At 72.5% G+C, this 19689-nt stretch carries 17 protein-coding genes, 1 tRNA gene and 1 other RNA gene; 6 read left to right on the plus strand and 13 right to left on the minus strand.

Annotated features, from left to right (window positions below; all coding sequences use genetic code 11):
- Nucleotides 1–9: 9 nt before the first annotated feature.
- Together FB554_RS08105 and rnpB are read right to left on the minus strand one after the other, a co-directional pair.
- The gene (locus FB554_RS08105) at nucleotides 10–510 is read right to left on the minus strand and encodes a hypothetical protein (RefSeq protein ID WP_142005491.1); all 501 of its coding nucleotides are present in this window, start codon (nucleotides 508–510) and stop codon (nucleotides 10–12) included.
- 1091 nt (nucleotides 511–1601) lie between these two features.
- Nucleotides 1602–1974, minus strand: an RNA gene (gene rnpB, locus FB554_RS08110) — RNase P RNA component class A.
- 26 nt (nucleotides 1975–2000) lie between these two features.
- On the opposite strand from rnpB, the gene FB554_RS08115 reads away from it, so the two are divergent.
- Nucleotides 2001–3092: a PLP-dependent cysteine synthase family protein gene (locus FB554_RS08115; RefSeq protein ID WP_142005492.1), complete on the plus strand. Its 1092-nt coding sequence runs from the start codon at nucleotides 2001–2003 to the stop codon at nucleotides 3090–3092.
- A gap of 10 nt (nucleotides 3093–3102) precedes the next feature.
- Here FB554_RS08115 and FB554_RS08120 read toward each other — a convergent pair whose 3' ends face one another.
- A complete protein-coding gene (locus FB554_RS08120) occupies nucleotides 3103–4548 on the minus strand; it encodes an RNB domain-containing ribonuclease (protein WP_142005493.1) in 1446 nt (481 codons plus the stop codon).
- 95 nt (nucleotides 4549–4643) lie between these two features.
- Between FB554_RS08120 and FB554_RS08125 the strand changes: the two genes are divergently transcribed.
- Nucleotides 4644–5399, plus strand: a complete 756-nt coding sequence (locus tag FB554_RS08125) for a YaaA family protein (protein WP_142005494.1) — start codon at nucleotides 4644–4646, stop codon at nucleotides 5397–5399.
- The gene (locus FB554_RS08130; RefSeq protein ID WP_211344557.1) at nucleotides 5396–6478 is read left to right on the plus strand and encodes an SLC13 family permease; all 1083 of its coding nucleotides are present in this window, start codon (nucleotides 5396–5398) and stop codon (nucleotides 6476–6478) included. The genes FB554_RS08125 and FB554_RS08130 overlap by 4 nt, the downstream gene beginning before the upstream one ends.
- A 25-nt stretch (nucleotides 6479–6503) precedes the next feature.
- On the opposite strand, the gene FB554_RS08135 is transcribed toward FB554_RS08130, so the two are convergent.
- The 8 genes from FB554_RS08135 to FB554_RS08170 form a co-directional block, all read right to left on the minus strand.
- Nucleotides 6504–7475, minus strand: coding sequence for a cation diffusion facilitator family transporter (locus tag FB554_RS08135; RefSeq protein ID WP_142005495.1), 972 nt, complete (start codon nucleotides 7473–7475; stop codon nucleotides 6504–6506).
- Nucleotides 7468–8676, minus strand: a complete 1209-nt coding sequence (locus FB554_RS08140; RefSeq protein WP_142005496.1) for a bifunctional RNase H/acid phosphatase — start codon at nucleotides 8674–8676, stop codon at nucleotides 7468–7470. Before FB554_RS08140 ends, FB554_RS08135 begins: the two co-directional genes overlap by 8 nt.
- On the minus strand, nucleotides 8673–9479 hold the full coding sequence (locus FB554_RS08145; protein WP_338070557.1) for a zinc ribbon domain-containing protein: 807 nt from the start codon (nucleotides 9477–9479) through the stop codon (nucleotides 8673–8675). Before FB554_RS08145 ends, FB554_RS08140 begins: the two co-directional genes overlap by 4 nt.
- On the minus strand, nucleotides 9410–10252 hold the full coding sequence (locus FB554_RS08150) for a Nif3-like dinuclear metal center hexameric protein (RefSeq protein WP_338070558.1): 843 nt from the start codon (nucleotides 10250–10252) through the stop codon (nucleotides 9410–9412). The genes FB554_RS08145 and FB554_RS08150 overlap by 70 nt, the downstream gene beginning before the upstream one ends.
- A 40-nt stretch (nucleotides 10253–10292) precedes the next feature.
- Nucleotides 10293–10365, minus strand: a tRNA-Val gene (locus FB554_RS08155).
- 185 nt (nucleotides 10366–10550) lie between these two features.
- Entirely contained in the window at nucleotides 10551–11252 is a 702-nt protein-coding gene (locus FB554_RS08160) for a 4a-hydroxytetrahydrobiopterin dehydratase (RefSeq protein ID WP_142005499.1), read from the minus strand.
- 90 nt (nucleotides 11253–11342) lie between these two features.
- The gene (locus FB554_RS08165; RefSeq protein WP_142005500.1) at nucleotides 11343–11801 is read right to left on the minus strand and encodes a peroxiredoxin; all 459 of its coding nucleotides are present in this window, start codon (nucleotides 11799–11801) and stop codon (nucleotides 11343–11345) included.
- The gene (locus FB554_RS08170) at nucleotides 11798–12241 is read right to left on the minus strand and encodes a DUF3052 domain-containing protein (protein WP_142005501.1); all 444 of its coding nucleotides are present in this window, start codon (nucleotides 12239–12241) and stop codon (nucleotides 11798–11800) included. The genes FB554_RS08165 and FB554_RS08170 overlap by 4 nt, the downstream gene beginning before the upstream one ends.
- A 189-nt stretch (nucleotides 12242–12430) precedes the next feature.
- Here FB554_RS08170 and aceE point away from each other — a divergent pair, with 189 nt between their 5' ends.
- A complete protein-coding gene (aceE, locus tag FB554_RS08175; RefSeq protein WP_142005502.1) occupies nucleotides 12431–15184 on the plus strand; it encodes a pyruvate dehydrogenase (acetyl-transferring), homodimeric type in 2754 nt (917 codons plus the stop codon).
- Entirely contained in the window at nucleotides 15184–16215 is a 1032-nt protein-coding gene (locus tag FB554_RS08180; protein ID WP_142005503.1) for a methyltransferase domain-containing protein, read from the plus strand. The genes aceE and FB554_RS08180 overlap by 1 nt, the downstream gene beginning before the upstream one ends.
- Before the next feature lie 63 nt (nucleotides 16216–16278).
- Here the strand turns inward: FB554_RS08180 and FB554_RS08185 are convergent, their stop codons facing one another.
- Complete coding sequence (locus tag FB554_RS08185) at nucleotides 16279–17013, minus strand: DUF1345 domain-containing protein (protein WP_211344558.1); 735 nt, start codon at nucleotides 17011–17013, stop codon at nucleotides 16279–16281.
- 6 nt (nucleotides 17014–17019) lie between these two features.
- Nucleotides 17020–18138, minus strand: coding sequence for a glycerophosphodiester phosphodiesterase (locus tag FB554_RS08190; protein ID WP_142005504.1), 1119 nt, complete (start codon nucleotides 18136–18138; stop codon nucleotides 17020–17022).
- Nucleotides 18139–18276: 138 nt separating this feature from the next.
- On the opposite strand from FB554_RS08190, the gene FB554_RS08195 reads away from it, so the two are divergent.
- On the plus strand, nucleotides 18277–19461 hold the full coding sequence (locus tag FB554_RS08195) for a PucR family transcriptional regulator (RefSeq protein ID WP_142005505.1): 1185 nt from the start codon (nucleotides 18277–18279) through the stop codon (nucleotides 19459–19461).
- Nucleotides 19462–19689: the final 228 nt, after the last annotated feature.

Genomic DNA, 19689 nt, shown 5'->3' on the forward strand with positions numbered 1-19689 from the left:
CGTCAGGCGTCAGCTCACCTGCCAGGTGATGGGGGTTGCTCCGATGGCGGTGTACGTCAGCTTGTCCGCAGCCGCGCCCTTGTCGATTCCCAAGTAGACCCAGCCTTGCCGGCACTGACCCGGCGGCACTGTGTTGAGTCCATCCGGGAAGAGCGGGCGCGGAAAGGGGTCGGTGAAGCTGGAGTCAGGCGTCTGGAAGGCGATCCCGTCGGCCGTCGACGCCTCCCAGCCGACCCACGACGCCTCCACGGGAACGCTCAGTGCACAGATCTTGGCCTGGATGCGAGCCCACTGCTGCCCTGCCTTAAGACCGAGGAACTCCTGGTCCTCGTACGTCACGGTCACGGACGGTTCGAACTTCAGCGCGGTGATACTGAACTCGTCCTCGACGGTCGCCTCGGTCCCTAACGGCAGCGCCTGTCCGTCGTACGAGGTCGTCGCTGCGTCCGGTGCCGGGGGCGTGTCGGCTGCGTCCGCGCCTGCGTTGGGCGGGGAGGCAGTGACGGTCACCGTGACGGTTGACGGACTGGAGCTTCCTCCAGCGCACGACGCCAACATCATGACTGCGAGAACACTTGCGACTGCTACCGAACTCTTCATGGCCGCGCCCCTTATCGCCGTGAGGCTGACGGTATGACCGACCGCATGACCAGAACGGGTTCGCGACCCGAATTTTCCCGACGAGGGCGTACGCGCGTCGCCGGCGGTAGGTATGTCGGTTTCACCTGGTGTGGATTCAGGCGTGAAGCGCGGGGAGGCTGCCAACTCAGAACCACGGGGGCTCGGTCACGAGCCAACACGTCCTCGTGATCACGGCGAATGCCGCCGGGATGGCAGCGGGGCCTCCTGCTGCCCGCTGGGCGTTCCTGGTGGTGACGGTGGCCCTGACGGCGTGGGCGGTGTGTTTCTGGGGACGTCCGCGTCTGCGCCCTGACCAACCAGCGTCAGTACAAGGGCCAACATGGCGATCACGGCCCCGACCCCACTCCACGCCGGGTCCCTGAGGATCGTCAGCACCTTCGCAGCCAGCGTCGGGCTCGCCTCGCGGACCGCCTTCAGCTGCTCCTCCTCCGAGCGCCCTTCCTCGCGCAACTGGTGGAGTCTTTGCGCGAGCCGACGCGCGACCTCAGCCTCGACGCCAGCCTCGTGAACCGCGCGACTGAGAGCGGACACAACAGCCCGCGTGGTCGGCGGCCCGCTCCGCACCTCCGAGAGCGCGCCCCCAGACCCGGCGAAGACGCCGTCCAGCACGCGTGCCCAACCGCCGCATCCAGGGCAGGTGATCTGGTTTCCCGTGAGGTGGACCGTCGCGCCGGGCATGACGTCGATGAGGTCCGTGACGAACGCGACCCCGCAGCTCCCACAGACCGCCGGCAGACCACTCACGGGCCCTCCCCTGATCGCATGCGCAGAGGCTAGCCGGGCGCGGGCGTACAAGCTGTGCGGGAGCCAAGACTTTGGCCCGTCTCAGCGCGAAACGCCGCCCCCTGGTCCGTGTGAGGTCCGTGTCGAACGCAGCAGAACACGCCGATTCGCAAAGCGCGCTTCGATGCGCTTCCCTAGTTCAGCGGCCTGATTCCCGCCAGCTCCCCGCCCGGCAGTGGATGAGCCGGTCGATACGCCGGGTTCTGTCGCCGCGCACGGTTGCCCACGCGCGGCTGGCGACCATCCATCTAGGACGACTGTTGCCAGTCGCCTCCAGCGGTCTACCCGCATGCTCGGGCGGGCCGCCCTCGAACGCATGCTGTCCGACCTTGCTCCGGGTGGGGTTTACCTAGCCGCCCCAGTCGCCTGGGACGCTGGTGGTCTCTTACACCACCGTTTCACCCTTACCGGGCCGAAGCCCGGCGGTCTGCTCTCTGTGGCACTGTCCCGCGGGTCACCCCGGGTGGCCGTTAGCCACCACCCTGCCCTTCGGAGCCCGGACGTTCCTCGGCACGGACGGATCCGTGACGCGGCCGCCTGACCGGCTCATCCACCGGTGGGCCATCCTAGGTCCCGTGCAGCCCGTCCGCGATGTGACCGCCTCCGCCCCTGTCGACCGCAGCTGGACCCAGGAGGCCGTGCGCCGGCTGCTCGCCGACGCGAACCGCTCGGCGGACACGCACCTGCACAAGGTCAACCTGCCCGCCGGGTGGGACGTCGACCTCTACCTCAAGGACGAGTCCACCCACCCGACCGGCAGCCTGAAGCACCGGCTGGCGCGCTCGCTGTTCCTCTACGGCATCTGCAACGGCTGGATCGGCCCGGGCACCACGGTCACCGAGGCCTCCAGCGGCTCCACCGCCATCAGCGAGGCGCACATCGCGCGGCTGCTCGACCTGCCGTTCATCGCCGTCATGGCCCGCTCCACCAGCCCCGAGAAGGTCGCGCTGATCGAGGCCGAGGGCGGGCGCTGCCACCTGGTCGACGACCCCTCGGCGGTCTACGACGAGGCGCGGCGGCTCGCCGAGGAGACCGACGGGCACTACATGGACCAGTTCACCTACGCCGAGCGCGCCACCGACTGGCGGGGCAACAACAACATCGCCGAGTCGATCTTCGACCAGCTCGCCCTGGAGCGGCACCCGGTGCCGGAGTGGATCGTGGTCGGAGCCGGCACCGGCGGCACCAGCGCGACGATCGGGCGGTTCACCCGATACCGCGGCCTGGACACCCGGCTCGCCGTGGTCGACCCCGAGGGGTCGGCGTTCCTGAAGTCGTTCGCCGGCGAGGGCGGCACCGGCGCGGGGTCGCGCATCGAGGGCATCGGGCGGCCCCGCGTGGAGCCGTCGTTCGTCCCGCAGGTCGTCGACCGGATGCTCGGCGTGCCCGACGCCGCATCGGTCGCGGCGATGCGATTCCTGAAGAGCCGCACCGGGATCCGCGGCGGCGCCTCCACCGGCACGAACCTCTACGGCGCGCTGCTGCTCGCCTGCGAGATGCAGTCTGCGGGGCGCGCCGGCAGCATCGTGACGCTGGTCAACGACCACACCGAGCGGTACTGCCAGACGGCCGACGCCGACGCGTGGGTCGAGCAGCAGGGCCTGGACCTCGAGCCGTACGACCGGGTCCTGGCGCGCGCCTGGGACGACGGCGTCTGGGGCGGCTGAGCCGCGTCGCTCAGCCCTTCGCGAGCTCGAACGTCACCGTGCGTGCCGCGATGTCCGCGGCGACGACCGTGACCTGCACGGTCGAGCCCAGCTCGGCCTGACCCTGGCAGGTCGCGACGACGGGGAGGTCGACCAGCTGCACCTGCAGCTTCCCCTTGTCGCGCTGCTCGACCACGACTGCCGCGAAGGTCTGCCCGACCTTGTCGCTGAGGATCGCGGCCTCGACGGCGTCGGCGCTGCCGCGCTCGACCTTGCCCGCGATCGTGTCGCTCGCCTTCATCAGCTCCGGCAGCGTCGGGAGCGCCTCGCGCACCCACCCCGGCACCTCACGACCGTTCGCCACCGACTCGCAGATCACCAGCCCGAACCGGTCGACCAGCCGCCGCAGCGGCGCGGTGACATGGGCGTACGCCGCGGCCACCGCCGCCTGCTCGACCTGCTCCGGCGTGCTGCCGTCGAACGGGGTGTATCCGGCGCCGCGGAACAGCGACGTCGCCGCATAGATCAGCGCCAGGTGCTGGCCGTCGGTGCGCTCCAGAGTGCGCAGGAACTCGCCGTACGGCACGCCCTCCTCCCACGGCACCCCCAGCGCCTTCGCCTGGCGCCGGAACCGGGCGATCGCCTGCTCGTCGGCGGGCGGCATGGTGCGCAGGATGCCGACCTTGGCCTGCAGCATCAGGTCGGCCGCGGCCATGCCGGTCATCAGCGAGATCTGGGCGTTCCAGTCCTCGCTCGCGACCGGAGGGCGCAGGTGCATCCGGTAGGAGCCGTCGACGAGGGTGACCTCCTGCTCGGGCATCGGCAGCGACGCACCGCCACGGGCCCGCTCCAGCGCGATCCGCTTCTCGCCGATCTCCTTCAGCAGCGCGAAGCTCTCGCGTGGCGAGCCACCGTCGACCTCGGCCTGCACCTGCTCGTAGTCGAACCGCTCGGTGCTGCGCACCTGCGCGCGGTAGACCGTGGCGGAGGCGACCTCGCCCTGCGCGTCGAGCTCGAAGTCCCAGACGTACGCCGGGCGCACCTGGCCCGGCAGCAGGCTCCCCGCCTCCTCGCTGAGCACCGCCGGGTGCAGCGGGATGCGCATGTCGGGGAAGTACATCGTCTGGCCGCGGCGCCGCGTCTCAGCGTCCAGCGGACCGCCCGGAGTGACGAACGCGGGGACGTCGGCGATGGCGTACCGCACCCGGTATCCCTGGCCCGCCCGCTCCAGGAACATCGCCTGGTCGAGGTCCCGCGCGCTCGGCGGGTCGATGGTGAAGAACGGCACCGCGGTCTCGTCGCGCTCGGGCAGCGCCAGCTCGGCGATCGCGCGCTCGGCGTCGGCCACCGCCTCGGGCGGATAGGTCTCGCTGAGCCCCAGCTCCTCGCGCAGCGCCTGGAACGACTGCTCCAGCGGTCCGCGCTGCTCCGGCGATCCGGGAGTGGCCTGCGGGGCGACGATCGGTCGTTTCGGCATGTCCCACACCCTAGGCACCGCGCCGCCCGCGTCGGCGCAAGCCCATGACCCGGCCCAGCCTGCGCCACCCATGACGTCCCCTCTAACCTCGCGACGTGCTCATCCTGCTCCCGCCCTCGCAGACCAAGCAGACCCGCCCGCGCGGCCGCCCGGTCGACCTGGAGCGGTTGTCCTTCCCCGAGCTCACCGACACCCGTCGCCGGGTCGCCGACGCGCTGGCTGCGACCAGCGAGAAGCCTGACGCCGCAACGAGACTCGGCGTCAGCGCCAACCTCGTCGAGGAGATCGCGCGCAACACGCGCCTGACCTCGGCTCCGGCGCTGCCCGCCCAGGACCTCTACACCGGGGTGCTCTACGACGCGCTCGACGTCGGCTCGCTCGACGCCGCGGCACTGCGCCGCGCGCGACGCTGGGTGGTCGTGGTCTCCGCGCTCTACGGCGCCGTCCGGCTGCGCGACCGGGTCGCGCCCTACCGCGCGTCGATGGCGGTCAACCTCGAGGGTGTCGGGCCGCTCGCGAGCGCCTGGCGTCCCGAGCTGGCGCGCGTCCTGCCCGAGGCCGCCGGCCGCGGGGTGGTCGTGGACTGCCGCTCCTCGACGTACGTCGCCGCCTGGGCTCCCGAGGAGGAGCTGGCTCGTCGCTGGGTCCAGATCCGCGTGCCGGGGGCGACCCACATGGCCAAGCACACCCGGGGGCTGGTCACCCGGGCGCTGTGCGAGGCCGGGGTCGACGCCCGCACCCCCGCGCGGCTGGCCGAGGTGCTCGAACCGGGCTTCGAGGTCGCACTGCACGAACCGGCCCGCGCCGGTCGCCCCTGGATCCTCGACACCACCGCGCGCACGACGCCGTGACCGCCCTGGCGACGGAGGCGGCCGGGCGGGTGCTCCCCGTCCTGCTCTTCCTGCTCGCCATCACCGTCGTGGCCGAGATCGCAACGCTCGCAGGCGTGTTCGATGTCGCCGCACACCGGGCGGCACGGGCCGGGCGCGGCCGGACCTGGCTGCTGTGGCTGCTCGTCGTCGTGCTGTCCACGGTCAGCACCGTCCTGCTCAGTCTCGACACGACCGCGGTGCTCCTCACCCCCGTCGTGATCGCCGTCGCCCGCCAGCTGCGCCTGCCGGCGCTGCCGTTCGCCATGACGACGGTGTGGCTGGCCAACACCGCCTCGCTGCTCCTCCCGGTCTCCAACCTCACGAACCTGCTGGCGCTGCACCGCTTCCAGGAGCTCGGGCTCGGCACCCACGAGTACCTCGCGCTGGCCTGGGCGCCGGCGCTGGCGGCGGTGGTCGCGACCGTGGTGGCGCTCGCGGTGCTCTTCCGCCACGAGCTGTCCGGGCGCTACGCCCTCGCCCCGCCCGCCGGGGAGCACGACCGGTGGCTCCTGGCCGGCAGCACCGGCGTGCTGGTCGCGCTCGCCGCCGCGGTGGTGGCCGGGGTGCCACCGGCGGCGGCCGCCACGGCCGCGGCGGTCGCACTCGTGGTGCTGACGGCGTGGCGCGACGCTGCCCTGCTCCCCCAGGTGCAGCTGCCCTGGCGGATGATCGGGCTCACCGGCGTCCTGCTGCTCCTCGTCCTGGTCGTGGCGCAGACCGCTCCGGTGGAGACGCTCACCCGGCACCTGTCCGACGCGCCCCTGTGGCAGGTGCCGGCGGTCGCCGCGCTCCTCGCCAACGGGGTCAACAACCTTCCCGCCTACCTCGCGCTCGAGCCCGCGCTCGACCACGACCCGACCCGGCTGATGGCGCTGCTGATCGGCACCAACGTCGGCCCGCTGATCACCCTGCACGCCTCGCTGGCGACGCTGCTGTGGCGCGACCGCTGCCGCCGCGCCGGCGTGGTGGTCGAGGCTCGCGCGTTCGCCGCCCGTTCGGCCCTGGTCGTGGGTCTAGCCGTCGCGAGCGCGACCGCCGCTCTGCTGCTGCGGACCTGAGGCGCCGCGACCTGCGCGGGCAGCCTCAGGGGCGCGGCGGGCGCGGCAGCGCGGGCATCCCCGGCGTCGACAGCGTGAGCACCGCCTGGTCGACGAACTGCACCGCGGTGAGCTCCTGCTCCACCCGGTTGACCACGGCAGCGACCTCGTCCTCCGACCGGTTGCCGGTGAGGTCGACCGCCGCGATGAGCAGCACCCGCGCCGGCCCGACGAACTCGGGGTGGACGAACGTGACCTTCTCGATCTCGGGGTTGTCGTACAGCGCGCGCAGCATGTTCTCGCGCACCGCCGGCAGCACCGGCTGACCGACGAGGAAGTCGAGGTTGCGGCGGATCAGGAAGACCGCCATCACCCCGAGCAGCAGGCCGACCGCGATCGAGCCGAGCGCGTCGTAGACCGGGTCGCCGGTGATCTGGTGCAGCGCCAGCCCGGCACCGGCGAGCAGCAGACCGATCAGCGCCGAGGCGTCCTCGACGAACACCGCGCGCAGCGTGGGGTTGGAGGTGCGCTCGATGAACCGCAGCGGGCGCAGCCCCATCTTCGCCCCGTCGGTGCGCGCCTGCCGCACCGCCTGCCGGAACGAGGTGCCCTCGAGCACGAACGCGATGGCGAGCACGACGTACGCGACGAGGTAGTCGGTGTCGCCCGTCTCCGGCGCGTCCAGCGACGTGATGCCGTGCCACACCGACACGCCGGCACCGGCGACGAACAGGCCGAACGCCGCGAACATCGACCAGACGTACGCCGCCCGCCCGTAGCCGTACGGGTGCAGCTTGTCGCTCGGCCGCTGGGAGGTCCGCTCGGCGATGAGCAGGAAGACCTCGTTGCCGGTGTCGGCCCAGGAGTGCGCGGCCTCGGCGACCATCGAGGCCGACCCGGTGATCAGGGCGGCGACCGACTTGGCGACCGCGATCAGCGCGTTGGCGGCGAGCGCCACGAGCACCGTCAGCAGGCTGGCCGGCTTCGGCGCGGCGGCCGCCGCGGCCTGGTCAGGCATCCCCGTGGTGGTGCGTGTCGTTGGTGAACGCGACCGACATGACGCCGTCGGCCCAGACCTCGACGCCGGTCAGCGAGGCCGGCGCCGCCGCCAGGCGCCAGGAGCGCTCGGTCGTGAGGCCGAGCACGTGCTGCAGCACGACCATGATGGGTTTGCGGTGCGTGGCGACCACGACGGTGCCGCCAGGCCCGGCGAGCTCGACCGCCCGCTCGAACGCCGCGACCACCCGCTCGGCCAGCTGCCCGTGCGACTCGCCGCCCTCGACCGAGAAGTCGTCCTCGACGCGCATCTGCTGCAGCTGCTCGGGGAAGGCCGTGACCAGGTCGCGCATGCTCATGCCGTCCCAGTGACCGAACGCCTGCTCGTCCCAGTCGGCGTCGACGGTGGTGGGCACGCCGAGCGCGTCGGCGACGGCACCACCGGTCTCCTTGGCCCGCGCGAGCGAGGACGTCACGACGTGCACGCCGTCGACGCCCGCGACCCGCTCGGCCACGCCCTGCGCCGCCCGCTTCGCCTGCGCGACGCCGCGCTCGCTGAGGCTCGGGTCGGCGCCGCCGCGGCCGTCGAGGCGCCCCTGCTCGGTGAACGACGTGACGCCGTGCCGCACGAGCAGGATGCGCGCCGGCTTCCCGGCGTCCGGCGGGCTCGCCGGGCTCTCGTCGGTCGAGAGCACCACCTGCTCGGCGACCTCGACCACGGCCGGTTCGGCGGGCGGGGAGTCGCTCGAGTCCGCTTGTGCCCCCACCGATCCCGACGTACGCCAGTGGTCGCGTCGGACGGTCTCGCCGTCCATCCCGTCGTTGGACAACGCGTCGGCCACCGCGTTGTCGGCGCGCGGGATCCAGGCGTAGTCCACGCTCCCGCCGGCCTGCTCGATCCGGGTCGCGAGCTCGCGCGCCTCGATCGCGAGCCGGCGCATGTCGGCGTGCTTGATCTTCCACCGGCCGGCCATCTGCTCCACGACCAGCTTGGAGTCCATCCGCACCTCGACGTCGGCGCCGGGCTCGATCTCCAGCACCGCCTCGAGGCCGGCGATCAGGCCGGAGTACTCCGCGACGTTGTTGCTCGCCTTCCCCAGCGGCGCGGCCCGCTCGGCGAGCAGGTCACCGGTCTGCAGGTCGCGCACCACCGCGCCGTAGCCGGCCACCCCCGGGTTGCCCCGCGAGCCGCCGTCGGCCTCGACGCCCAGCCGGCGGCTCACAGCCCCGACTCGGCCGTGCGCACCAGGATGCGACCGCACTCCTCGTGCCGCAGCACCTCGTCCTCGGGCGCGTTGCGGATCGCCGTGAGGTCGGCCGGCGTGAGCTCCAGGTGGCAGCCGTCGCAGCGGCGCTGCAGCAGCGCGGCCGCCCCGACCCCGCCGTGCTGGGCCCGCACCCGCTCGTAGAGCCCCAGCAGGTCCTCGCCCAGACCCGGCGCCAGCTGCTCGCGGTCGCGCTGCACCTGCGAGCGCTCGCGCTCGATCTCCTGCAGCGCCTCGTCACGCTCGGCGCCGAGGTCGCGCACGTCGCCCTCGGCGTCGGACAGCGACGTCTCCTTCACGCCCAGGTCCGCGCGCAGCGACTCGGCACGCTCCATGACCTCCAGCTCGACGTCCTCCAGCTCGGACTGCCGCCGGGCCAGCGCCTGCTGCTCGTGCTGCATCGCCTGCAGCTCCTTGGCGCTGCCCTGGCCGCTGTCGAGGCGCTGGGTGTTGCGCGCGGCGCGGTCACGCACCAGCTGCACGTCCTGGTCGGCCTTGCTGATCTCGCGGTCGACGTCGCCGACAGCGGTGCGCGCGAGCACGACCTCCTCCTCCAGCGACGAGCGACGCTTCTCGGCGTCGGCGAGCCGGGTCAGCACCGGCATGGTGCGCTCGCGGTGGGCGAGCTGGTCGAGCCGCGTGTCGAGCTTCTGCAGGTCGAGCAGACGCCACTGGCGGGTCAGGTCGGCTTTCAGCGGGGGCCTCCGGTCTGGTCGTCTCGGGTCGTCCGGGGATCGCCGCTCGGCACGAGGAAGTCCCACGGGTCGGTGCGGCGCTGCGACACCTCGATCTCCACGCTATCCGCCGCGGCGCCGAGCGCACCGGCGATCCGCTCACGGGCGCCCTCCAGCCACAGCCACTCGGTGGCCCAGTGGCCGGCGTCGATCAGGAACGGCGTCCCGCCCCGGGCCTCCTCCCGCGCCTCGAGCGCGGGGTGGTGGCGCAGGTCGGCGGTGACGTAGACGTCCGCCCCGCTCGCGCGTACGGCGTCGAAGGCACCGTCGCCCGCGCCCCCGTGCACCGCCACCCGCCGCACGGTCGCGTCGGGGTCGCCGGCAACGCGCAGACCCACCGGCGCGGCCGGGAGCCGTCCGGCGAGCTGCTCGGCAAAAGCCTTGAGGCTCAACGGTTCTCGCAAGTCACCCACGATGCCCAGCGGCTGGTCGTCCTCGTACGTCAGCGGCTCGCCGGCCACGACGCCCGCGGCGTCGGCGAGGGCGTGGTTCACCCCCGGGTCGGCCACGTCGGCGTTGGTGTGCGCGACGTACAGCGCCAGGTCGGCCACCACGAGCGCCGTCACCGCCGCGCCCTTGGCCGAGGTCGTCGCCACCGAGTGCACGCCGCGGAGCAGCAGCGGGTGGTGGGTGATCAGCAGGTCGACGCCGGCCGCGCGGGCGTCCTCGATGACCGCCAGGGTCGGGTCGACCGCGAGCATGATGCGCTGCACCGGCTGCTCCGGGTCGCCGCTCACCAGACCCACCTGGTCCCACGACTGGGCGGTCTGCTGCGGGTAGAGCTGGTCCAGGACGGCCACGACGTCCGCGAGCCGAGGGTCAACGGGCGGGGTGTTCACGTGGGCCCGGCCGGGATCGAACCGACGACCTACGCGGTGTAAACGCGGCGCTCTACCAGCTGAGCTACAGGCCCTGGACGTTCTTTGTCGCATCTCCTCCTCCGGCCGGGCTCGCAGGCTCACCCGGTCGGCATCGTCGTTGCGACGTTCAGTCTCTGTCGCAGCTCCTCCTCCGCCCGGGCTCGCAGGCTCACCCGGTCGGCATCGTCGTTGCGACGCCGTGGATCCTACGCACTCGCCGGACCCAGGACGAACTTGCTCAGTCCGTCGGCACGGCGGACTGATCGACGCAGAGCACTCCCCGGTTGCCGTCCTGGTCGGCGATCACGGTGAGACCGTCGCTGTCGTCGACGACCGTGCCGCCCGCGGCGACGGCGGCGTCGATGCGCGACCGCGCGGTCTCGGGCGCGACGTAGACCTCGACGTGGAACCGCGCGTCCGCCGACCCGCCCTCCTCGAGGTCGCCGAACCACAGGTTGGGCACCCGCCCGGTGGCGTCGCGCACCTCCTCGCCCGGCGTCCCCCTCCCCTGGGCGTCGGCGTCGCCGGTCAGCAGCGCCGCCCAGACCGGGGCGACGGTCGCGGCGGCGGCCGTGTCGAGCCCGAGCTCGGCCTCGCTCACCGCGGCCGGGTCGGGCGCCAGCCCCTGGTCGGCGGCGAGCTGAGAGATGCGCCGGGCGAGGTCGACGTCCTGCTGGGTCACCCACTCGACGACGTGCTCGGTGCCGTCGTCCGCGCGGTAGACCGCGTCGTCGCTGACCAGCTCCAGGTCGACGTGCCCCGGGCCCATCGCGACCTTCGGGTGGTGGCCCACCGTGTCGCCGACCTTGCCCACCGCCGCGAGGAACCGGACACCGGTCCCGAAGTCGGCGACGAGATACCGCGCGTGCAGACCCTGCGCCAGCTTGCGCCAGTCGGCGAGGCCGGCGGCCGCGATCTGTTCACCCCGAAGCAGGTCCATGGCCTCGACGCTAGCGGCGCCGACCGCCCCGGCGCGCCGGATTGGCGAGGCTCCCGGCGAGGCGCAAGAACGGCGCGGAGCCGCCGGGGCCTACTGCAGCGCCTGCTCGAACGAGGCGAGGTCGCGAGCCTCGCCCGGCCCGTTGACCAGCGACCACCGGACCGTGCCGTCGGTGCCGATCAGGAACGTGCCGCGGATGGCCATCCCGGCCGCGTCGTCGAACACGCCGTACGCCTGCGCCACCTGGCCGTGCGGCCAGAAGTCGGACAGCAGCGGGAAGTCGTACCCCTCCTGGTCGGCCCAGGCCTTGAGCGAGAACATCGGGTCGCAGGAGATCGCGACCGTCTGCACCCGGTCGTTGCTGAACCGGGTGAGGTCGTCGCGCACCGAGCACAGCTCGCCGGTGCAGATGCCGGAGAAGGCGAACGGGTAGAAGACCAGCAGCACGGCGCGCTCGGCGCGCAGGTCGCGCAGCGAGGTCTCCTGGCCGAACTGGTCCTTGAGCGTGAAGTCGGGCGCGCTCGCGCCCACGGTGACCGGCTCGCTCATCGCTGCTTCGCCGCCCCGCCCTGGACCAGCTTGGTGCCGATCCACTCCTCGCCCGCCTTGCTGGAGGAGGAGGCGTTGAGCCCGGCGGTCTGCGCGGCTTCCTGGATGTCGCTGGCGTCGACGTGGTCGGGGTGCCCCGCCCGCGGCACCAGCAGGGCGATGAACCCCTTGTCGGCCAGCCCGGCGAGCGCGTCGACGCAGTCGTCGATCAGGTCGCCGTCGCCGTCGCGCCACCACAGCAGCACGGCGTCGACGACGCCGTCGTAGTCCTCGTCCTCCAGCGGCGAGCCGACGGCGTCCTCGATCTCCTCGCGCAGCGCCTCGTCGACGTCCTCGTCCCAGCCGAGCTCCTGCACCACCTGGCCCTCGGCGAACCCCAGCCGTGCGGCCGTGGCTGTGCGGTTGCCGTCGCCGGCGGATCCGTTCCCTTCCTCGGTCATGGGTCAGTAGTCCACTAGGAACTCCGCGCCATTGCAACTAGCGGACAGCGCGCGAGCGCGCGTCGGATGGTCGGACCATCGTGCGGACCGTCGTTCCGAGTACTGGTTAGTAACGGGACCCGATTTCACCAGCACCAGGCCGGGGAGCAGACTGATCTTTCGTAGGAGCGTCAGAGAGGACGTACGACTGTGTCGAACAACCCCACCGGTGCAGGACCGATCCTGAACGGCATCCCGAGCCAGCTGCCCGACATCGATCCGGACGAGACGCAGGAGTGGGTCGACTCGCTCGACGCGGTCATCGAGCACGGCGGTCAGGCACGCGCGCGCTACGTCATGCTCAAGCTGCTCGAGCGCGCGCGCCAGCGGCAGATCGGCGTGCCGTCGCTCACCGCGACCGACTACATCAACACCATCGCGCCCGAGGCCGAGCCGTGGTTCCCCGGCGACGAGGAGATCGAGCGGCGATACCGCGCCTGGATCCGCTGGAACGCCGCGGTCATGGTGCACCGCGCGCAGCGCCCCGACGTGGGCGTCGGCGGCCACATCTCGACGTACGCCTCCGCGGCCACCCTCTACGAGGTCGGCTTCAACCACTTCTTCCGCGGCAAGGACCACCCCGGCGGCGGCGACCAGATCTACTTCCAGGGGCACGCCTCCCCCGGCATGTACGCCCGCGCCTACCTCGAGGGGCGCCTCACCGAGACCCAGCTCGACGGGTTCCGCCAGGAGAAGTCGCACATCGTCGACGGCGAGCTGCAGGGGCTGCCGTCCTACCCGCACCCGCGGTCGATGCCCAGCTTCTGGGAGTTCCCGACGGTGTCGATGGGCCTCGGCCCGATGAACGCGATCTACCAGGCGCAGTTCAACAAGTACCTGCACAACCGCGGCCTGAAGGACACCAGCGACCAGCACGTCTGGGCCTTCCTCGGCGACGGCGAGATGGACGAGCCGGAGTCGCGCGGCCTGCTGCAGCTGGCGGCCAACGAGGAGCTGGACAACCTCACGTTCGTCATCAACTGCAACCTGCAGCGCCTCGACGGCCCGGTGCGCGGCAACGGCAAGATCATCCAGGAGCTGGAGAGCTTCTTCCGCGGCGCGGGCTGGAACGTCATCAAGGTCGTCTGGGGCCGCGGCTGGGACCCGCTGCTGGCCGCCGACCGCGACGGCGCGCTCGTGCACCTGATGAACTCCACCTCCGACGGTGACTACCAGACCTTCCGCGCCAACGACGGGGCGTACGTCCGCGAGCACTTCTTCGGCCGCGACCCGCGCACCGCGAAGATGGTCCAGGACTGGTCCGACGAGGACGTCTGGTGGAAGCTCAAGCGCGGCGGGCACGACTACCGCAAGGTCTACGCGGCGTACAAGGCAGCGACCGAGCACCACGGCCAGCCGACGGTGATCCTGGTCAAGACGATCAAGGGCTACAGCCTCGGCACGCACTTCGCCGGCCGCAACGCGACGCACCAGATGAAGAAGCTGGCGCTGGACGACCTCAAGCAGTTCCGCGACTCGCTGCAGATCCCGATCAGCGACGAGCAGCTCGAGGCCGACCCCTACCTGCCGCCGTACTACCACCCCGGCGACGACGACCCGGCGATCAAGTACATGCTCGACCGGCGCAAGCAGCTGGGCGGCGGGCTCCCCGACCGCCGGGTGTCCTCGGGCCCGCTGAAGCTGCCCGACGACAACGCCTACGCCGTCGCCAAGAAGGGGTCGGGCAAGCAAGAGGTCGCCACCACGATGGCCCTCGTGCGGGTCTTCAAGGAGCTCATGCGCGACAAGGACCTCGGTCCGCACATCGTGCCGGTCATCCCTGACGAGGCCCGCACGTTCGGCATGGACTCCTTCTTCCCGACGGCCAAGATCTACAACCCGCACGGGCAGAACTACACCTCCGTCGACGCCGAGCTGATGCTGGCGTACAAGGAGTCGACGCAGGGGCAGATCCTGCACCTGGGCATCAACGAGGCCGGCTCGATCGGCGCGTTCACCGCGGCGGGCACGTCCTACGCCACGCACGGGGTGCCGATGGTGCCGTTCTACATCTTCTACTCGATGTTCGGCTTCCAGCGCACCGGCGACTCGATCTGGGCCGCGGCAGACCAGATGGCCCGCGGCTTCCTGATCGGCGCCACCGCCGGACGCACCACGCTGACCGGTGAGGGGCTGCAGCACGCCGACGGTCACGGGCTGCTGCTCGCGTCGTCGAATCCCGCTGTGGTTGCTTACGATCCGGCGTACGGCTACGAGATCGCGCACATCATGAAGGACGGCCTGCGCCGGATGTTCGGCGACAAGCCGGAGAACGTGATCTTCTACCTCACCGTCTACAACGAGCCGTACGTCCAGCCCCCGGAGCCGGAGAACGTCGACGTCGAGGGGATCCTGCGCGGGATCTACCGCCTGTCGGTCGGCGAGGGCGACGGGCCGAAGGCGCAGCTGCTCGCGTCGGGCGTCGGGGTGCCGTGGGCGCTGGAGGCCCAGCAGCTGCTCAAGGACGACTGGGGCGTCGTCGCCGACGTGTGGTCGGTGACCTCCTGGAACGAGCTGCGCCGCGACGGCCTGGCCGCCGACGAGCACAACTTCCTGCACCCCGACGAGGAGCCCCAGGTCCCCTACGTCACCGAGGTGCTGCGCGACGCGCAGGGTCCGGTCATCGCGACCTCCGACTCGATGCGCGCCGTGCAGGACCAGATCCGGCAGTGGGTGCCGCAGGACTTCGTCTCGCTCGGCGCCGACGGGTTCGGCTTCTCCGACACCCGCGCCGCGGCCCGCCGCTACTTCCACATCGACGGGCCGTCGATGGTCGTGCGCACCCTGCAGCTGCTCGCCGAGCGCGGCGAGATCGACGACGACATCCCGGCCAAGGCGGCCGAGAAGTACCAGCTGCTCGACGTCACCGCCGGCACGTCCGGCAACGTCGGCGGCGACGCGTGATGCGGGGCCGGCGTGAGGCCGGGGAGGACCTCACGCCGGAGGACCTGATCACGGTCGAGCTCGGGCGTGCCCGCAGAAGCGACCCCGGGTACGACGAGGGCGCGGTCGACGACCTGCTCGACGACGTCGTGGCCGCGATGCGCGAGGGCAGCCTCACCCCCGGGCAGCTCGCCCGGTGGCGGCAACGGCTGGAGCCGGTGACCCGGCGGCTTCGTCCCGGCTACGACCGGGGTCAGGTCGACGCGCTGCTCGACCGGCTGCACACGCAGCTCGCCGCGCCGACCCCGCCCGCCGGCGCGCCGACGGCCCCGGGGCCGAGCGGTGCCGGCATCGGCAACGATCAGGAGGCGGTGGCGCAGCAGTACGCCCGCGAGGACCGCCTCGAGACGCGCCGCAGCGTCTGGCGCGGCACGGCCGACGGCACCGACCCGGTGGCGGTGGCGGTCGAGGCGCTCGCCGCGGCGGCGCCGCGCGACCTGCTCGAGATCGGTTGCGGCACCGGCGAGTTCGCTTCGCGCGTGGCCGCGCGCCTGCCTGGCGCACGGCTCGTCGCGACCGACCAGTCACCCCGCATGGTCGAGCTCGCCGCCCAGCGCGGGCTCGACGCGCGCCCGGTCGACGCGAGCGAGCTGCCGTTCGGCGACGACGCCTTCGACGCGGTCGCCGCGATGTGGATGCTCTACCACGTGCCCGACCTGGACCGGACGCTCGCGCAGGTGCGGCGGGTGCTGCGCCCGGACGGGGTGCTGATCGCCATGACGAACGGCGACGGGCACCTCGCCGACCTGCTGACCGCCGCCGGCGGCGAGCCGATCCGCACCCAGTTCAGCCGCGAGAACGGCGCCACCACGCTGCGGCGCCACTTCGCGCACGTCGAGCAGATCGACTTCGACACCCGCGCGGTCTTCCCCGACCACGGCGCCGCCCAGGCCTACCTCGCAACGTTCGACCCCGCCCTCGCCGAGCAGCTCCCGCCGTTCGCCGGCGAGGCCGAGTTCGCCGGCGCCGCAACGCTGTTCATCGCCACCTGACCCACGCTGGTCGAGTGCCGGCGAGGCGCTGGCCGAGCCGGTGTATCGAGACCCCTCGGCGCCCTACGGAAGCAGCGCGCTGACCACCGCGGCGAGGATCACCGTGTTGAACACGAACGCGATGAGCCCGTGCACGGTGATGGTGCGGCGCATCTGCGTCGAGGTGACGTCGACGTCCGTGGTGCCGAACGTCGTACTCACCGCCACCGAGAAATAGATGTAGTCGCTCCAGTCGGTCGCCTGCGCGCTCGGCTTGTCGCCGGGGAAGTTCAGCCCCTGGCCGTCGGTGAGCGCGTCGTCGGCGTGGTAGGCGACGGCGAACGCGATGAGGATCGCGACCCACGACACGACGATCATGCCGACGCCGATGGCGACCCGCGCCCAGGTGGGCAGCTCGGAGTGCCCGGCGCCCCGCGGCAGCCACAGCACCGCGACGAACAGCGCCGCCGCGCTGATGAAGATCGAGAACCCCGGGCCCGGCGCCGTGCCGAGCAGGTATCGCTGCACCCGGGTGCCCCGCCCGCTGCGCGTCGCCCAGTGGCGGACGGCAGCGGGCGTGGCCCGGGAGAACACGACCACGGAGACCGCGACGTAGACGAGCAGGTAGGCCAGCAGGATCAGGACCACCCGGTCCAGCACGGCCGCGAGGCGGGTGTCACCGGAGTCGATGAGGGCGACCGCGAGCACACCCACGACGAGCGCGACCGCGCCGGCCACCCCCGCCCGCCACGTCTCCTGGAGCCACTTCTCCCCGCCGAGGGTCTCCCGGTCGTCGGTCTTCCGGTCGTCGTCTGCCAACGCGGGTCAGCCGCGCCAGGTGTCGCGCGCGACGACGGCCACGTCGGGGTTGTCGCTGAAGATGCCGTCGATGCCGGCGTCGTAGAGGCGGTGCAGCAGGTCCATGACACGACCGTAGTCGTTCGGGTCGGCGCCGATGCGGTAGTCGGTCGGCAGGAACTGGTTCTCGGCGCGGACGGTGTAGGGGCACACCTCCAGCCCGACGGCGTGGGCGTTCTTCACCAGGGCGGTCTCGGCGCCCAGCGTGCCGTCGCTGTTGCGGGCGATGACCTGCGACCAGTCGGGTCCGAGCCCGTCGATCTGGTCGGCGTACGTCCGCAGCCCGGCCGGCGACAGCAGCTCGGCGTAGGTGCGGTCGTCGGCGTACGGCGTGCCGCTGGCCGAGGTCAGGAACACCAGCGGCGCCTTCACCTTCATCTTCGAACGCATCATCAGCAGGTTCGTCAGCTCGAACGACTGGATGCGGATGGCGGCGTTCTTGTTGTTCAGGCCGTAGCGCTGCACCAGCGGGACCAGGCGCTCCTCGAGCGGCAGCCCGATCTCGCGGAAGTACGTCGGGTGCTTGGTCTCGGGGTAGACACCGATCTCGCGGCCGAGGTCGAGGCTGAGCTGCTTGCGCAGCTTCAGCACCTCCTCGAACGTCGGCACCTGCCAGAGGCCGTCGTAGATGGTGTTCTCCTGGCGCACCTGCGGCAGCCGCTCGACCGCGCGCAGGGTGCGCAGCTCGGCGAGGGTGAAGTCCTCGACGAACCAGCCGGTGGTCGCGACCCCGTCGAGGGTCTTGGTCGTGCGGCGCGCGGCGAAGTCGGGACGCTCGGACACGTCGGTCGTGCCGCTGATCTCCGGCTCGTGCCGGCACACGAGCACCCCGTCCTTGGTGATGACCAGGTCGGGCTCGATGAAGTCGGCACCCATGTGCGCGGCGAGGGTGTAGGAGGCGAGCGTGTGCTCCGGGCGATAGCCGGAGGCACCGCGGTGACCCACGACGTACGGCGTGGGGAGGCTGCGGCGCCCGCGCCCGCGCGACCGCGAGGCGGCGGGGGCGGCGCTGCTGGCGCTGACGGGAAGGACGGTGGCGGCGGCTGCGGTGGCACCCACCAGTGCGGTGAAGGAACGACGATCCATGACGGTCATCACACCGCACCCGCGACCTCGCGCGGTGGACAGCGGGTGGACTTCCCGGGACGAGCGGATGGCCGCTCGGCGGCGCCCGCACTCCCGGGACTGTGCAGGTCCTACAAACGACGGACGTACGCTGGCGGCATGCCCGGCACCCGCCGCCCGCGCGGCACGACCGCGACCCGTCGTCGCCTCGAGCGCAACGCGGGGCAGCTGGCCACCTCGGCCGTGCAACGGATGGACGCGCAGCACGAGTGGTACCGCGAGCTCAGCGCCGAGGACCGCAGCTGGGTCGGGCTGGTCGCCCAGGCGGGCATCGCGTCGTTCATCGCGTGGTACCGCGACCCGACGTCGACCCCGGCCGACATCGTCGACGTGTTCGGCACCGCGCCGCGCGAGCTGACCCGCTCGATCAGCCTGCGCCGCACGCTGGACTTGGTGCGCACGGTGATCGAGGAGATGGAGTCCCAGGTCGAGCGCATCGCCGCGCCCGGCGAGGGCGAGGAGCTGCGCACGGCGGTGCTGCACTACTCCCGCGAGATCGCGTTCGGGGCCGCCCAGGTCTATGCCCAGGCGGCCGAGACGCGCGGCGCCTGGGACGCGCGGCTGGAGTCGCTCGTGGTCGACGCGGTGCTGCGCGGAGAGGCCGACGACTCGCTGCAGTCACGGGTCGCGGCGCTCGGCTGGGACCGGGTGACCGCGGTGTCGGTGGCGGCCGGCGAGGCGCCGCAGGGCGGCAGCGCGGCGGTCGTCGACGCGCTGCGCTCGGCCGCCGCCGACCGGGGCATCGAGTGCCTCGCGGCCGTGCAGGGCCACCGCCTCGTCGCCGTGCTCGGGCAGGTCGAGGACCCGGTGCGCACCGTCACCGACCTCGCCGACCACTGGGGGCAGGGGCCGATCGTCGTCGGCCCCCGCGTCCCGCACGTCTTCGCGGCCGGACGCTCGGCCCGTTCGGCCCTGTCCGGTCTTGATGCGGCCCGCGCCTGGCCCGAGGCGCCACGGCCGTGCAGCGGGGCCGAGCTGCTCGGCGAACGGGCGCTGGCCGGTGACGAGCGCGCCCGTCGCGCCCTCGCCGAGCGCGTCCACCGTCCGCTCGCGAGCAGCGCGCAGCTGCTCGAGACGGCCAGGGCCTACCTCGCCTCCGGCAGCCTCGAGGCCACCGCCCGCACGCTGTACGTCCACCCCAACACCGTCCGCTACCGGCTCGGCCGGATCACCGACGAGACCGGGTACGACCTCACCGACGGCCACGACGCCTTCACCGTGCGCATCGCCCTGGCCGTGGCGCTGCTGGACGCCCCGCGGCAGTGGCGCCGCCGTACGACCTGACGCGGCACGCTCGTGCGCGCCGCCGCCGCACCCCCCGCCGGTCCTCCGCCGAAACGTGCGCTCCACCGCACCCGCCAGCGGTCCTCCGCCACCCCGTGCGCGCCGCCACCGCACGCCTCAGCGGTCCTCTGCCGAAACGTGCGCCCCACCGCACCCGCCAGCGGTCCTCCGCCACCCCGTGCGGCCCCGTCCCTCACGCCCTCGCGGTCCTCCGCCGAACCGTGCGCC

This window comes from Barrientosiimonas humi, from assembly GCF_006716095.1.
In the GTDB taxonomy this organism is placed as follows: domain Bacteria; phylum Actinomycetota; class Actinomycetes; order Actinomycetales; family Dermatophilaceae; genus Barrientosiimonas; species Barrientosiimonas humi.

What these genes read in the sequence shown, in the direction of transcription:
- FB554_RS08120 (WP_142005493.1), bottom strand. Translation starts at nt 4,548, where the DNA reads ATGCCGAAACGACCGATCGTCGCCCCGCAGGCCACTCCCGGATCGCCG.
- FB554_RS08135 (WP_142005495.1), bottom strand. Translation starts at nt 7,475, where the DNA reads ATGCCTGACCAGGCCGCGGCGGCCGCCGCGCCGAAGCCGGCCAGCCTG.
- FB554_RS08160 (WP_142005499.1), bottom strand. Translation starts at nt 11,252, where the DNA reads ATGGACCTGCTTCGGGGTGAACAGATCGCGGCCGCCGGCCTCGCCGAC.
- FB554_RS08165 (WP_142005500.1), bottom strand. Translation starts at nt 11,801, where the DNA reads ATGAGCGAGCCGGTCACCGTGGGCGCGAGCGCGCCCGACTTCACGCTC.
- FB554_RS08170 (WP_142005501.1), bottom strand. Translation starts at nt 12,241, where the DNA reads ATGACCGAGGAAGGGAACGGATCCGCCGGCGACGGCAACCGCACAGCC.
- FB554_RS08180 (WP_142005503.1), top strand. Translation starts at nt 15,184, where the DNA reads ATGCGGGGCCGGCGTGAGGCCGGGGAGGACCTCACGCCGGAGGACCTG.
- FB554_RS08190 (WP_142005504.1), bottom strand. Translation starts at nt 18,138, where the DNA reads ATGGATCGTCGTTCCTTCACCGCACTGGTGGGTGCCACCGCAGCCGCC.
- FB554_RS08195 (WP_142005505.1), top strand. Translation starts at nt 18,277, where the DNA reads ATGCCCGGCACCCGCCGCCCGCGCGGCACGACCGCGACCCGTCGTCGC.